At 71.0% G+C, this 13,544-nt stretch carries 13 protein-coding genes and 1 pseudogene; 8 read left to right on the forward strand and 6 right to left on the reverse strand.

Going from position 1 to position 13,544, the window contains the following annotated elements; all coding sequences use genetic code 11:
• The first annotated feature begins 171 nt into the window (after positions 1-171).
• Positions 172-2,001 (forward strand): bifunctional metallophosphatase/5'-nucleotidase, encoded by a 1,830-nt coding sequence (locus tag ACIRR8_RS31620; RefSeq protein WP_404071297.1) that lies wholly within the window; start codon positions 172-174, stop codon positions 1,999-2,001.
• 107 nt (positions 2,002-2,108) lie between these two features.
• Positions 2,109-2,588: a nucleotidyltransferase domain-containing protein gene (locus ACIRR8_RS31625; RefSeq protein WP_404071299.1), complete on the forward strand. Its 480-nt coding sequence runs from the start codon at positions 2,109-2,111 to the stop codon at positions 2,586-2,588.
• 18 nt (positions 2,589-2,606) lie between these two features.
• On the opposite strand, the gene ACIRR8_RS31630 is transcribed toward ACIRR8_RS31625, so the two are convergent.
• Positions 2,607-3,710, reverse strand: a complete 1,104-nt coding sequence (locus ACIRR8_RS31630; protein WP_404071300.1) for a MarR family transcriptional regulator — start codon at positions 3,708-3,710, stop codon at positions 2,607-2,609.
• 632 nt (positions 3,711-4,342) lie between these two features.
• Between ACIRR8_RS31630 and ACIRR8_RS31635 the strand changes: the two genes are divergently transcribed.
• Positions 4,343-4,933, forward strand: coding sequence for a hypothetical protein (locus ACIRR8_RS31635; protein WP_404071302.1), 591 nt, complete (start codon positions 4,343-4,345; stop codon positions 4,931-4,933).
• Between the two features lie 253 nt (positions 4,934-5,186).
• On the opposite strand, the gene ACIRR8_RS31640 is transcribed toward ACIRR8_RS31635, so the two are convergent.
• Positions 5,187-5,771: an isochorismatase family protein gene (locus ACIRR8_RS31640; protein WP_404071304.1), complete on the reverse strand. Its 585-nt coding sequence runs from the start codon at positions 5,769-5,771 to the stop codon at positions 5,187-5,189.
• Positions 5,772-5,928: 157 nt separating this feature from the next.
• On the opposite strand from ACIRR8_RS31640, the gene ACIRR8_RS31645 reads away from it, so the two are divergent.
• A complete protein-coding gene (locus tag ACIRR8_RS31645) occupies positions 5,929-6,915 on the forward strand; it encodes a GlxA family transcriptional regulator (protein WP_404071305.1) in 987 nt (328 codons plus the stop codon).
• A 74-nt stretch (positions 6,916-6,989) separates the two neighbouring features.
• Here the strand turns inward: ACIRR8_RS31645 and ACIRR8_RS31650 are convergent, their stop codons facing one another.
• The 4 genes from ACIRR8_RS31650 to ACIRR8_RS31665 form a co-directional block, all read right to left on the reverse strand.
• Positions 6,990-8,240 carry a hypothetical protein gene (locus ACIRR8_RS31650; protein ID WP_404071306.1) on the reverse strand — a complete coding sequence of 417 codons (1,251 nt, stop codon included), beginning with the start codon at positions 8,238-8,240 and terminating at the stop codon, positions 6,990-6,992.
• Between the two features lie 123 nt (positions 8,241-8,363).
• Positions 8,364-8,912 carry a TetR/AcrR family transcriptional regulator gene (locus tag ACIRR8_RS31655; RefSeq protein WP_404071307.1) on the reverse strand — a complete coding sequence of 183 codons (549 nt, stop codon included), beginning with the start codon at positions 8,910-8,912 and terminating at the stop codon, positions 8,364-8,366.
• A 122-nt stretch (positions 8,913-9,034) separates the two neighbouring features.
• Entirely contained in the window at positions 9,035-10,561 is a 1,527-nt protein-coding gene (locus ACIRR8_RS31660) for an MFS transporter (protein WP_404071309.1), read from the reverse strand.
• Positions 10,562-10,765: 204 nt separating this feature from the next.
• Entirely contained in the window at positions 10,766-11,227 is a 462-nt protein-coding gene (locus ACIRR8_RS31665) for an ATP-binding protein (RefSeq protein WP_404071311.1), read from the reverse strand.
• Positions 11,228-11,468: 241 nt separating this feature from the next.
• On the opposite strand from ACIRR8_RS31665, the gene ACIRR8_RS31670 reads away from it, so the two are divergent.
• From ACIRR8_RS31670 to ACIRR8_RS31685, 4 genes and pseudogenes are all read left to right on the forward strand, one after another.
• Positions 11,469-12,320: a DUF5753 domain-containing protein gene (locus ACIRR8_RS31670; RefSeq protein WP_404071313.1), complete on the forward strand. Its 852-nt coding sequence runs from the start codon at positions 11,469-11,471 to the stop codon at positions 12,318-12,320.
• A gap of 13 nt (positions 12,321-12,333) precedes the next feature.
• Entirely contained in the window at positions 12,334-12,528 is a 195-nt protein-coding gene (locus ACIRR8_RS31675) for a DUF397 domain-containing protein (RefSeq protein ID WP_161265410.1), read from the forward strand.
• 287 nt (positions 12,529-12,815) lie between these two features.
• A complete protein-coding gene (locus ACIRR8_RS31680; RefSeq protein WP_404071315.1) occupies positions 12,816-13,232 on the forward strand; it encodes a hypothetical protein in 417 nt (138 codons plus the stop codon).
• 61 nt (positions 13,233-13,293) lie between these two features.
• Positions 13,294-13,482 (forward strand): annotated as a pseudogene (locus ACIRR8_RS31685) (anti-sigma factor); the annotation flags it as partial.
• Positions 13,483-13,544: the final 62 nt, after the last annotated feature.

Raw genomic sequence — 13,544 nt, forward strand, 5'->3', positions numbered from 1 at the left:
CCCGCCGGGCGGGATCCGGCCGGGCCCGGTGGGTCCATTTGGCCGGATGGCAACCAGTCCGTAACCCCGAACACCTGTTGCGCTACGCGCGTTGACTCTAGGCTGCGGCACGCAGGATTCCAGACGTGCCACCAGTGACACCACTGACGTAACTGACACACAAGGGGACCGATGTCAGCGACTCCGCAGAAGAAACGTGCCTCTCGACGGGTGCTCGCCGCCGCGGCCGGGCTGGCCACCGTGGGCGCGCTCGTCGCCGCGATGCCGGCCGGCGCCCACGACCGGGGCCAAGGCCACGGACACGGTCATGGCCACGGACACGGCCACAAGCCCCGTACCGTGGATGTGCAGTTGCTGTCCTTCAACGACCTGCACGGCAACCTGGAGCCCCCGGCCGGATCGGCGGGCAACGTCTCCGAGACGCAGCCCGACGGCACGGTGAAGGCGATCCCGGCCGGTGGCGTCGAGTACCTGGCGACCTCCCTGCGCACCGCGCGCAAGGGCAACCCGTACTCCGTCACGGCGGCCGGCGGTGACATGGTCGGCGCGAGCCCGCTGCTGTCGGGCCTCTTCCACGACGAGCCGACGATCGAGGCGCTCAACAAGCTGAAGCTGGACGTCTCGGCGGTCGGCAACCACGAGTTCGACGAGGGCGCGACCGAGCTGGCCCGCCTCCAGAACGGTGGCTGCCACCCGGTCGAGGGCTGTTACGAGAAGGGCAAGAAGTTCAAGGGCGCGGACTTCCCCTACCTGGCGGCCAACGTCACCAAGGAGAAGACCGGCAAGCCGCTGCTGAAGCCGTACACGATCTGGAAGAAGAACGGCGTCAAGATCGGCTTCATCGGGGTGACCCTGGAGGGCACGCCGGACATCGTCACCGCGAACGGGGTCAAGGGCCTCAAGTTCCACGACGAGGTCGAGACGATCAACAAGTACGCGCGTGAGCTGGACCGCAAGGGCGTCAAGTCCATCGTGGCCCTGATCCACGAGGGCGGGGCCCCGGCCTCCACCTCGTACAACTACGACTGCGACAGCCCCGGCCCGGGTGCCGGCATCTCCGGCCCGATCCTGGACATCGCCAAGGGCATCACGCCGAAGGTGGACGCCCTGGTCACGGGCCACACCCACCAGGCGTACGTGTGCACCGTCCCGGACCCGGCGGGCAAGCCGCGCATGGTCACCTCGGCCTCCTCGTTCGGCAAGCTGTACACGGACACCACCCTCACCTACGACCGCCGTACCAACGACATCGTCCGTACGTCGGTGAAGTCGGCGAACCACGTCGTGACCCGGGACCAGCCCAAGGCCGCCGACATGACGAGCCTCATCGAGCGCTGGAACAAGCTGGCCGCCCCGATCGCCAACCGGCCGCAGGGCTGGATCAGCGCCGACATCAACGGCCGCGGCTCCACGGCCCCCGAGAAGCCGCTCGGCAACGTCATCGCCGACGCCCAGCTCGAAGGCCTCGCCCCGGCCGACAAGGGCGGCGCGGAAGTCGCGTTCATGAACCCGGGCGGCATCCGCGCGGACCTGGTGTACAAGGCGTCCGGCAGTGAGGGCGACGGGGTCGTCACGTACGGCGAGGCGTTCACCGTGCAGCCGTTCACCAACATGATGAACGTCGTCGACCTGACCGGCGCCCAGCTGGTCACCGCGCTCCAGCAGCAGGTCAGCGGCCCGAACGAGGCGAGCCCGAAGATCCTCCAGGTCTCGAAGGGCCTCACCTACACCCTGGACCTGACGAAGACCGGCGCGGCCCGCGTGGTCACCGACACCATCAAGCTGAACGGTGAGGCGATCGACCCGGCCCGCACCTACCGGGTCGCGATGAACGAGTTCCTCGCGGGCGGCGGCGACGGCTTCCCGGCCCTCGGCCAGGGCACGAACAAGCTGGTCGGCGCTTCCGACCTGGACCTGTTCAACGCCTACCTGGCGGCCCACTCCACGGCCACCGCGCCGCTGGCCCCGCCGGCGACGGACCGGATCACGGTCGTGCAGTAGCTCTTGAGCGGAACTCCCTTACGGGATGGGGGCGGTGGGCCGGTGGGCCTGCCGCCCCTCACCGCTTCTCCGGGGCTGCCGGCCTCCACCTCTGCGGCCTTGGCACGATGAACGGCCATGGATGCTCGAAACCAAGGAGAACCCCGGAGAGCCTGTCTGCGGAGAGACTGGCCGATGAGGAGCGGCGGCTGATCGCGGAGCGCTATCCCCAGGCTGTGGGTGCGTTGCTGGGCGGGTCCGCTGCTCGGGGGCGGGTCACAGCTGGCAGCGACCTGGATGTGGCCGTGCTTCTCCCGGACGGGGAGGCCGGCGGGCGTGAGGTGATTCGCGAGGTGTTGGCGGCGGGGCCGCCCGCGCTCAGCTCCGCCGCGTGGGAGCGCGGGCGCTACCTCCTGACCTGCTTCCTGGACGACCTGACCGATGCCTCGTCGGCCTCCCGCTACGAGCAACTGGCCCTGGCCGACGCCGTGCCGTGGGCCGAACAGGCCGACTCCGTACGGCTCCTGGAGGCCGGTGCTGAGGTGCTCGGGCTGTGTGGCGGGCCGCTCAGGGAGGGGTACGTTCAGCACTGGGGGCCGTCGGCGTGATGGCTGGGGGCCTTCTGATCAGGGGAGCTTGAGCCGGTTGCGGAGTTCGCTGACGTAGGTGGCGATGTCGTTCTGTCCGGGGAGGCCGTCGTCCCGGGTGCGCTGCTCGGGGGCGTCGGTGCCGGACCGGCAGGGGCGGCAGAGGCCGTCGGGAAGTGCCTCGGGGCGTCCTGGGGCCCCGCACTCGGCGCATTCGACCAGGACGCGGGGGGCTGGAGCGCCGGGCGGCGGCGGGTGTGCGGGGCCGGTCGTCGGCTGGTGGGGCGGCATCTTGGTTTCCAGGCGGCGGCGGACGAAGCCGATCGGCGAATCGACGGCCTGGGGGAGCCCGGCGGTGAGGGCGTGGACGACGTACTCGGCGGTGACGCCCCGTTCCAGCCAGGCGGCGGCCAGTCCTTCGAGCGCGGCGCAGTCGGCTGCGGAGAGGCCGACGCGGTGGTCTGCCTGCCCGAGCTGGGCGAGCGCGAGGTAGGCGGGGGAGGGGCCCGGTGTGTGAGGTGGTTCCGGGGGTGGTGCCTGAGGCTGTGTTGCGGGCGTCGCCGTTCGTTGCTGCGGTACGGATGCGGATGCGGATGCGAATGCGGCTTCGGCGTCAGGGGGCTGGTGGCCGGGAGGCGGTGGCTCCTCCGGCACCCACGGCGGCGGGGGAGGAGGGGGCGCGGAAGCGCCCACGGGCGGCGCGGGCGCCCGAGTGTGCTCCGTACCGGCCGTGAACCGGGCGCGCTCCGTGGCCAGATAGGCATTCCACCACTCGTTGTCCCGCGCGGTACGGGACCAGAACGTGCGCGAGACCCAGCGGACTTGGCCCTCCCGGCCGACCTCGCACCGCACGCGCCGCAGGTGTCCGGCGACCGACAGGGCCCTCAAGGCGGAGCCGATGGCCTGCTGGCCGTAGAGCGGGAGTTGTTGGGCGAGGGTCTTCACGCCCATCGCCGCCTCGTCGGGGAGGCGGTCGATGAACCCGGCCACGTACCGCTCGCGCGTCGGCAGGAGGCTGAAGTCGTCATGGGTGCGCGGACGTTGGTCCGTCGTGGTGCGTTTGCCGTAGCCGGGCTTGGCCATCGGGTACGCGGGTGAGGATGCGGGCGTGGGCTGGGCGGGGCTAGTGTGCTCGGTAGCCACGAGGTCGTCTTTCTAGGGTTGCGATCTTGCGGTCAGACCCCGGCCTGGTGCGATCAACACCGCGTCGGGGTCGTTTAGTTCTCGAACCGTAAGCACTCGTGACGCTCCGCCGCAAGCTGTCACGATTAGTCATACTTGCTCGCCGTTACGGGGTAGGGAGGTGGGGAGGTTTTCCCCATCCCCCTGCATTTGCCCGCCAGTTAAAGAAAGCGCTCGAATCCCGGGTCTCGTGTCCCGGCGCTCGGATCTCGGGACCCGAGCTTCGGGCCCGGACCCCGTCGACGTACATCCGAAAGCGTGAACCGACCCGAAGCTCCTCGTGTCTCGAAGCTTGTGTCCCGGGTCCCGGGTCTCGGGGACCTGAGGTTGACGGCGCCTCCGCCGCTCGGCGGTGGGCGGCGCCGGGTGTCCGCTCCGGAGGCGCCGGTCGGCACCTGCATGGCCCGGCCCCGTACGCGCCGGTGACCAAGGGCGGGTACGCCGTCGTGCACGCCGAGCTGCCGCCCCCGCCCAAGCGCTCCCCGGGGCCCGATCCGGAGTGACGCACGTCACTACGCGCAGCGCCGCCGGTGCGGAGAAACTGGGTGCCAGGCCCATGTCGTGGCCTGTGCGAGGAGGGGGTGGCGCGCCGGATGCGACGACGGGACGTACCGGATGTGCCGCCCATGCCCCCGCCGGCGGCGACGGAACTGCGTCGGTACGCGGTGAGGCGGCGTGAACGTACGGTCGTCGTCACCGCGATCGCGGTCTCGTCCGTCGTCGTCGTGCTGATGGCCCTCGGGTTCTGGGCGTTCTTCCTCCGCACCTTCTCCGACCCCGGCAGCCCCGGACTCGTCGGCATGCGGATCGACGGGGACACGGTCACCGTCAAGGCCGGCCAGTGCCCGCAGGACCGGGTGCGGCGGGTCGAGGTCTGGGGCAGTGACGGGGAGCGGCGTATCTGGCGTGGCGACGGTCCGCTGACCGAGGAGGGTCAGCGCGGCCTGCTGCCGCTCTGGGACGGGGAGGCCTACCGAGCCTCCAGCCCGGCGGCTCGACCGTCCGAGCTGCCGAAGAGGTTCGACGTGACCGTCGACCACGGCCCGGACCACGGCGTGTCGGAGGTGTTCGACATCGAGGAGGTGCGGTCCGCCGCCCTGCCCCCGGGGTCGTACTGGACCCGTGGCGGCGTGAGGTCGGCCGAGCAGCTCGACGGACTGCTCGACTGCGGCAGCGAACCGTAGGCGAGAAGCTTCCTTCCGTGGGCTGTTGGGTCCATCTCCTCGCGTCGGACAGTGATCCGTACGTGATCGGCGCCCCGAAGTCTCCCCGGGCAGCGGACACGCGGCCCGGGCAGGGGACACGCGGCAGGAGCGCGCGCGGGCGAGGCGGGGGGACGGACGTGGAATACCGGCGCGCGGCGATACCGGCACCGGCCGGCGGGCTGCTGCTGGGTTCCCGGGCGGGCCCGGCGCTCCTTCGCGCCGGGCCGGGGCGTCACTCCAGCGTCTTCTGGGAGGCGACGACGACCCCGTACAGGTCGCCGATCGTGGCCAGAGCGCTCTCGTGCACCTGGCGGGCGTCGAGGTCGGTGCCGAGGAGCGGCAGCGACCGGGTCGCGCAGGCGTCCGCGGCGACGGTGGGGCGGTTGCCGCGCAGGAACGCGCCCTGCGCGGTGAACGCCACGCACATGTGGGTCATCCAGCCGACGACGATGACGTCCTGGCCCTCGGGGACGTACGTGCCGAGGTCGGTGCCGTGGAACGCGTTCGGCGCCTGCTTGACGACGACGGGCTCGCCGTCCACCGGCGCGACGGCCGGGTGGATGCGGCCGATCTCGGCCCGGATGTCGTACGGGGTTCCCTCGCCGCCGTCGTTGATGACGTGGACGACCTGGGTGCCCACCTCGCGGGCCCGGGCGAGCAGGTGGGCGGCGGCGTCGAGGGAGGCCTGCCAGCCGTCGAGTTCCATCACGCCCTGCGTGTAGGTGTTCTGGAAGTCGATCAGGATCAGCGTCGAGCCGGGGAGGGTGGCGGGGGTCGCGTCGAATCCGTTGAGTTCGCGCAGGGTGGTTCTGGACATGGGTGTACCGCCTTCGGGGCGTCCGTGGAGGGGTGGGAGCGGGGCTCGGACATCGGCGAGCCCTGCCCTCGACGCTATGACCCCTGCGGCATGTCGGCAATGACAGCTAACATGCAGATACCGACATGAGGTGGCGATCCAGCGAGGAGCCGGGGCAGTGGACCAGGTCCGACGACTCGTCGTCATCGTCCTCTTCGACGGCGTCGACCTGCTCGACGTCACCGGCCCGCCGGAAGTCTTCTCGCTCGCCCGGCGCGAGACGGATGACGCGGCGGGTTACGAGGTGGTCCTCGCCGCCGAGAGCCTGGAGCCCGTCACCACCGGCGCCGGGGTCCGCATCCTCCCGGACATCACGTTCCAGGACGCGGCCACGCGGAGCATCGACACCCTGATCGTGCCCGGGTCGGTCGAGATCGACGGTGAGCGCCGGGTGCGTGCCCTCGTCGACCCCGCCCTGGTCCGCCGGGTGAAGACCCTCGCCGGGCGGACCCGGCGGACCACCTCCGTATGCGTCGGAGCCCACCTCCTCGCCGCCGCCGGTCTCCTCGACGGCAAGCGCGCCACCACCCACTGGTCGACCGCCCGCCAACTGGCCGATGAGCATCCGGCGGTGGAGGTCGACGCCGACCCGATCTTCATCCGCGAGGGCGACGTGTGGACCGGGGCGGGTATCAGCGCCTGCCTGGACCTGTCGCTCGCCCTGATCGCCGACGACCTCGGCGAGGCCGTCGCGCTGCGCGTGGCACGGCAGTTGGTGATGTACGTGAAGCGTCCGAGCGGGCAGAGCCAGTTCAGCGTGCCCCTTGAGCAGGTCGCGACGACCCGCCGCATCGAGGACCTGCGCCACCACATCCTGCGGCACCTCGGAGAGCCGCTGACGGTAATGGATCTGGCGGAGTTCGCCCACGTCAGCGACCGCCACCTCACCCGGATCTTCAAGAGCGAGCTGGGCATGACCCCGTACGCCTACATCGAATCCGTCCGGGTCGAGAAGGCCCGTAACGAGCTGGAGTCCTCCGACGCAACGCTGGAACGCATCGCGTCGGCCTGCGGGTTCGGCACGGTGGACACACTGGTACGGGCGTTCCGGCGGCGGCTTGACACGACGCCGACGGAGTACCGGCGGCGGTTCAGGGCGTCGTGATCCGGACTCCGGCTGCTGCCTGGCGAAGGCTCCCCCCACCTTGCGCCCGGTGTCGCCTCGTCCGGGGCGCGCACCTATTTCGGGGCGCGGCCCGTCGGCCGGCTGCCACGGTCCCACGTCGAGGGTTCGGGCACCGCGCCGGCGCACACCGCCCGGATCTCGTCCAGGAACGCCGGATAGCGCTCCCCGCACGTGTTCAGCGCGTGCCACACCGCGTCCAGTGCAGCCACGAGCGGCGCGGGGCCTGCGGCGGCGAGCACGGCGGGGAGCGCGTAGTGCGGCTGGGAGATCCGGTGGAGGGCGCGCGGTGGGCGGGGGAACGTATCCACGGCGGTGTACGGATCGCCTGGCCCGGGTGGTGGAGGCTGGTACGGGGGCCGCTCGGGCGGCACCGCTTCCAGCACCGAGGTGTCCGGGACGCGGGGGTCGGAGCGCAGGGTCTCCCACGCTCCGGCCGGATCGTCGAACGGGGGCGGCAGCGGCCGGCCCGCCTCCAGCGCTGCCAGTGCGCCGGCGACCCACGGCAGGTCGGTCAGACCGGCGGCCTCGCAGGCCCGTCGCGCGGACAGCAGCGCCACCGTGTGCTGCACCTCGGGGTCCGCTGCGCCGAGCGTGTGCACCAGGTCGCTGTCGAAGGGGAGGAGGCCGAGCACGTTGCTCAGCCGGGCACCGCGCAGCGCCTCGCTGGGCAACCGGCCGCCCCATTGCCACCGTTCGTAGTGCAGGCGCCGCTCCTCGGCGGCCCGTTCCTCTGCCTGTCGGGCGAGGTGTTCGGCTTCGGCCCGCTGTTCAGGGGTGGGTGCGGGCGGCAGGCCGCGTGCGTAGTCGTGGCGGTAGGCGGCGTTCCGCGAGGTCTGGCGGATCTCCCCGTCCGGGCGGGGAGGCGCGGGCCAGAACTGGAGGAGGTAGCGGTTCGCCTGCGGCTCCTTGGCCGTTCTGGTGTCGAGATCGCGGCCCTTGTCCATGCCCCGGGCGCTGTACCGCACCCGGTAGTCCGTCACGGGGAGTTCCAGGGCCCAGGCGGCCTCGCCTCCCCACTGGACCAGGCTGGTGTCCTCGGAGACCGGCCGGAAGGACACCTCGACGACGTCCTCCCACTCCGGGGCCAGCGGTGGTTCCTCGTCGTGGACCTCTACGGTGAAGCCGACGCTGCCGGTGTGCAGTCCGGTGACCATACACAGCGCACCGGGGACCGCCGCCCCGCAGAGCCCTCCGCTCTGCCCCGCGAACGCCTCCCCGAAGCCGGAGTTCGTACCGTCGGGATCGCTCTGGACGTAGATCTGGCTGTAGTGGACGTGCACTTCACCTGCGACTGGCCTGCGCACAGCACCCCCTGTACCCCTGGTCGAGCACGGCCTCGATGGCTCCGGGCGAGCCCGCCGCGTACGACCGATCATGCTGCGCACCACTGACAACCGGCCCGGCCCGGAGCCGTCGTCAGCGCGGGTTCACGACCCCTCGGGGGCGAGGGCCCCGGCGATCCGCTCGGCCAGAGCGCGGCGCAACTCCGGGGCCAGCGGTTCGGTGTTGAGGGACTCGTACAGCCACAGGCCGTCGGCGGCGAGACGGGCGATGAACCGGTCGAGCGCCACCTGGTCGTCGGCGTCGTCCGTGGTCAGCGACGGAGCCCACCGTTCCACGACCGCATCCCAGGGCGCCGCGAGCTCGGGAGTGGTGGAGCCTTCGAGCATGAGCAGGAGTTCGGCCCGGTTGGCGCTCTGGGAGGAGACGCGGCTGTAGGCGGTCAGCCTCTCCTCAGGGGTGGCCAGATCGGCCGGCTTGCCCGCCGCCGCGACGATCTGCGCCTCCCAGGCGTCGGCCAGGTGCTGATGGATGGCCTGTACGAGGTCGTCGCGGGAGGCGAAGTGGTAGAGCAGGCCGCCCTTGGTGAGGCCGGCCTCGGCGGCCACGGAGTCGAAGGTGACGCTCTTGACGCCCTCGCGCTCCACGACCCGCGTGGCCGCTTCGAGGATCTGGGTTCGTTTGCTCGTCCGCATGGGTGCTCCCTGGGCGAAGGTGTCAGGGTTCGGAGGTTGTCAGAGTTCGGAGGGTGTGAGGGTTCGGAGGCGGTGAGAGCTCGGAGGGGGTGAGAGCTCGGGGGTGTCAATGCTGACGGGTGTCAGTGCTCAGGCGTGGAAAGGGCCGATCCGGGGCCGTGGCGGCGCAGGAGGACGCCCGTCATGATCGCACCGACGGCGATGACGGCGGTGACCACCACCATGACGCTGGAGTAGGCGCCGTCGAAGGCGGTGGACGCCGCGTCGATCAGGCCCGGGTGGTTCCCGGCCTGGGCGAGCGCGCTGTCCAGGCTGTCCCGCGCGGAGTCCGGGGCCCCGGCCGGCAGATCGATGGTCGCGGTATAGACGGAGGTCAGGAGGGAGCCGAGGAGGGCGACCGCGATGAGGCTGCCGAATTCGTACGAGACCTCCTCGACGGAGGACGCCATGCCAGCGCGGCGGGCCGGAACGTTGCCCATGATCGCGCTGGAGGCCACCGACATGGCCGCGCCGAGGCCCGCCCCGGTGAGGAGCAGTCCGGTGACGAGCAGCCCCATGCTGGTGTCGAAGGTCAGCAGGATCAGCGCGGAGCCGACCGTGCTCAGGGCCAGGCCGCCCGCGATGATGGGCAGCAGCCCGATCCGGTGCAGGGTGGCCCCGCCCGCCATCGCCGTCGGCAGCGCCCCCAGGGCGACGGCGGCGACCAAAAGCCCGGCGCGCAGCGGGGTGAAGCCCTCCACCAGCTGGAACCGCTGCGTCGTGATCAGCTGGATACCGGCGATGGCGAACAGGGAAAACCCGGCGGCCAGGACCCCGGCGAGGAAGGCTCGGTTGCGGAAGATCGCGAAGTCCAGCAGCGGGTCGGGCAGGTGGCGCTGCCTCCGGGCGAACGCCCACCCGCCGACTGCGGCGGCCAGCCCGGCCGCGACGACGGTCAGGAGCGCCGGCTCCGGCTTCGCGGTCTCCTTGATCGCGATGACCAGACCCACCAGGGCGACGAGCGCGAGCAGCGACGAGGGCAGGTCCCACTTCCGGCCGGGGTCCGCCACGTTGGGTGGCGCGAGGACCAGCGTGGCCACGATCGCCGCGACGACCACGGGCACATTGATCAGGAACACCGACCCCCACCAGAAGCTCTGGAGCAGCAGCCCGCTGATGATCGGGCCCAGTGCGCTGCCGACGATCGCCAGCGTGCCCCATATCGCGATGGCCATGTTGCGCTCACGCTGGTCCTCGAACGTGACGCGGATCAGCGCCAGCGTCGCGGGCATCATCGCCGCCGCCCCGACGGCCAGCAACGCCCGCGCCGCGATCAGCGCCTCCGGGGTCGGGGAGAACGCGGCGGCCAGTGAGGCGGCGCCGAACACCACCAGGCCGATCAGGAACATCCTCCGGTGTCCCACCCGGTCACCCAGGGTGCCGCTGCCCAGCAGGAGCCCGGCCATCACCACCGGATAGGCGTTGATGATCCACAGCCCGTCGGAGCTGCTCGCGCCGAGATCCTGCACGAGCGTCGGCAGCGCCGCGTACAGGATCGAGTTGTCCAGCGTGATCAGGAGCAGCCCCGCACTCACCACCGCCAGCAGCAGCCAGCGCCGCCGCGCACTCGGAGCTGTCTCCGCGGACCTCTTGGTCAGTACCGTTCTCATGCCATAACTGTACCTTCCGAAAGGTACAGTTATGAAGGTGATGCACGGCTCTCCCGGGCTCGCGACCCCACTGACCTGGGGTTTTCTCGTCCGGTGCCGCCCTCTGCGGCCGGGGCCACTCCTCGGGGCCCGGCGCCAGTGCGACGCACGCCGCGAGCAGCCCGAGGGTGGTGGCCGCCGCGATCAGCCCCCAGTCGCCGCCGCTCATGTGGTCACCCCGGGCCGCCCCAGCGTGAACCACACGACCGTGCGCCCGGGGTGCCGCTCGCCCCCGCTGCCCGTGCCCCACGCCAGCGCCAGGCTCTCCACGAGAGCGAGCCCCCGACCGTGCTCCTCCTCCGGCCCGGCAGTGGCGGTGCCGAGCATGCCGAACGCCTCGCGTACCGGCCCGCCGTCATCCGATACGGCGACAGTGACCCGCTTCCGGTTGACGGCCACATGGACCCCGATGAGATGCGTACGGGTGTGGCGGTGGGCGTTGGTGACCAGCTCGGTGACGCAGAGGCGGGCGTCGTCGACCAGCCCGGGGTGGCGGCTCAGGTGCAGCAGCGAGGTGAGGAAGTCCCGCGCGATTCTGGGCGCGGCGGCGGTGTTCGGGAGAGTGAGGCGGTAGCTCTCGCCGCCAAGGGGATTGGGATGTACGGGAGTTGGGGTTGCAGCGGACATGTCGGTCTCCCCATGAGGTCCGGTTCTGCGAACTGGCCGCCGCCTCGGTCCCATGTTGACGGCTGCATGAGCGCGCGTGTGAACATGCCGCCATACAGGCGTACTTCGGGACTCCGAAGTGCGGCGCTGAGGGGACCATAGCGCGAAGTCTCACTTGTTCTACTTAGTTGGACCATTGAGTAACCAGATGGATTACGGTGAGGCCTCCAGCGACACTGTGGGGCGAGAAGAGGAGGGGCCGATGCCACCGAGGAAGGCGCCCACGGCGCGGCAGTGCCGGGTGGGGACCGAGCTGCGCAAGATGCGGCAGAACGCGGGACTCGCCCTCGCCGAGGCCGCCGCCCTGCTCAGCACGGACCGCACCACCATCAGCAACACGGAGTCGGGCCGCTTCGGAGTGAGTGGCGAGCGGGTCCGTACCTGGGCGGCGGGCTATGCGTGCGCCGATGAGGCGTACGTGGAGGCGCTCGTCGCGATGGCCGAGGAGCGGGGGCGCGGCTGGTGGGAGGACTACCGGAACGAGCTGACCAGCGGACCGCTCGACCTGGCCGAGCTGGAGCACCATGCGGCCGGCATCCGGTCGGTGCAGCTCTTGCACATGCCGGGGCTGCTCCAGAGCGAGGACTATGCTCGGGCCGTCTTCGCGGAAGCGGTGCCCGAGCTGCCGCTGGCCCGCAGGCGTCGGCTGCTCTCGCACCGGCTCAAGCGCCGGGACGTCCTGGACCGGGAGGCCGCGCCCACCTGCACGTTCCTCATCCATGAGGCGGCGCTGCGGATGGTCTACGGCGACTCCGGCGTCGCGCGGGGCCAGTTGGCGTACCTGCTGCGCGAATCCGAGCGGGACAATGTCATCGTCAAGATCGTCCCGTTCGCCGCTGGCGGTTTCCCGGAGACGGGAAGCTCGACGCATTATGTCTACGGGCCTGTTCCCCAGCTGGATACCGTGCAGACGGACACGGCGACCGGACCCGCGTTCCTGGACGCCGAGACGCGTCTGGCGAACTATCGAGCAACGATGGACCGGGTTGAGGGGCTGTCTCTCGACCCTCGGAAGTCGAGAGACTTCATCCGTGAGATCGCACAACAAGTGTGAAGGCGTGAGGTACGTGGAAATTCAGTGGCGCAAGTCCTCGAAGTCCTCAGGGGCTGAGGGCAACAACTGTCTGGAGCTTGCCGAGCACGGCGGCGAGATCCTGCTGCGCGAGAGCGACAACCCCGATGTGGTCGTCCGCACGACGCGGGCCAAGCTCCGGGCGTTCCTCGGAGGAGCGAAGGAAGGCGAGTTCGACGACTTCGCCTGAGCCGTCCTGATCCGTTAGTCAGTGGCCCCCGCCGGCGCAGGCGGGGGCCACTTGTCATTCGTATCACTTGTTTAGGCGCGCAGAATCACTCGTTAGACGTCAAACACTTGATACGGGTGCGCTCGGCGCGCTAGCTTCCTGATGTGCCGCCCTCGTCACGCGGCGGCCAACTCCCCTTTCGTCTGCGCCCGTTGGGGGAGCCGTGTGCCAGGGCGCCCCCTCCCCGCAGCTCGTCACGCCGGCGGCAGGGAGGGGGCGTCCCTGGTGTCCTGCCAGGAGGTCGCGCCATGCTCGAACACATCCCGGACCCCGCCGACTCCCCCTCGTACGCCTACTGGTGCGAGCGGTCCACCTACGCCTCGGAGGACCGCGACGAGCCCGACTGCTTCGCGCGGTACTCCGCCACCACGCCCGAGCTGGCGATCCAGCGCATCCGGGACGAGGCGCGGGCCCTGCTCGCCGTGTTACCGGAGGCGGAGCGCCCGGCGCTGGGGTGGGCCGAGGGGGTGGGCCGGGTCCGGGCTCTCGGGGCCCTGTACGGAGGCCGCACCTGCGGGTTCTCGTTGCGGCACGGGGGCGGGTGGAGCGAGTGGGTCGTGCGGCCCGTCGCTGTGGGCTCCGGTGATCCGGCGGAGGCAACGGCGGCGTCGTTCACGGAAACCGTGCCATGCGGCGTGTGCGCGCTCTGCACGAAGGGCCGTTGAGGCGGGGGGCGTCCCGCGTTCGGGGCTCGCCCGGCCGTCCGTTCTGCGACAGGGTGGGGCCATGGCGGACGAGGCAACTGCCAGTACCAGCACGCGGAACACCCTCAAGACGGTGATCCAGGTCGAGGACGTGGAGCCGCACGAGGTGACCCCCGGCGTCCTGCGCCGCAAGCTGCCCGCCACCGCCTACGCCCGGGGCTGGCTGATCGACTTCGCCGCCGGTACGGAGTGGCCGGAGATCGATGAACACCCAGTCCGAAGCGTGTGAGAGTCCGAAGCGTGTGAGAGTCCGAAGCGTCCGAGCTTGCGGTT

This window comes from Streptomyces sp. NPDC101178 (genome assembly GCF_044767965.1).
In the GTDB taxonomy this organism is placed as follows: domain Bacteria; phylum Actinomycetota; class Actinomycetes; order Streptomycetales; family Streptomycetaceae; genus Streptomyces.

Excerpts from the sequence above, each read along its gene's own strand:
- ACIRR8_RS31625 (WP_404071299.1), top strand. The coding sequence starts at position 2,109 with ATGAACGGCCATGGATGCTCGAAACCAAGGAGAACCCCGGAGAGCCTG.
- ACIRR8_RS31640 (WP_404071304.1), bottom strand. The coding sequence starts at position 5,771 with ATGTCCAGAACCACCCTGCGCGAACTCAACGGATTCGACGCGACCCCC.
- ACIRR8_RS31665 (WP_404071311.1), bottom strand. The coding sequence starts at position 11,227 with ATGTCCGCTGCAACCCCAACTCCCGTACATCCCAATCCCCTTGGCGGC.
- ACIRR8_RS31660 (WP_404071309.1), bottom strand. The coding sequence starts at position 10,561 with ATGAGAACGGTACTGACCAAGAGGTCCGCGGAGACAGCTCCGAGTGCG.
- ACIRR8_RS31635 (WP_404071302.1), top strand. The coding sequence starts at position 4,343 with ATGCGACGACGGGACGTACCGGATGTGCCGCCCATGCCCCCGCCGGCG.
- ACIRR8_RS31670 (WP_404071313.1), top strand. The coding sequence starts at position 11,469 with ATGCCACCGAGGAAGGCGCCCACGGCGCGGCAGTGCCGGGTGGGGACC.
- ACIRR8_RS31680 (WP_404071315.1), top strand. The coding sequence starts at position 12,816 with ATGCTCGAACACATCCCGGACCCCGCCGACTCCCCCTCGTACGCCTAC.
- ACIRR8_RS31655 (WP_404071307.1), bottom strand. The coding sequence starts at position 8,912 with ATGCGGACGAGCAAACGAACCCAGATCCTCGAAGCGGCCACGCGGGTC.
- ACIRR8_RS31620 (WP_404071297.1), top strand. The coding sequence starts at position 172 with ATGTCAGCGACTCCGCAGAAGAAACGTGCCTCTCGACGGGTGCTCGCC.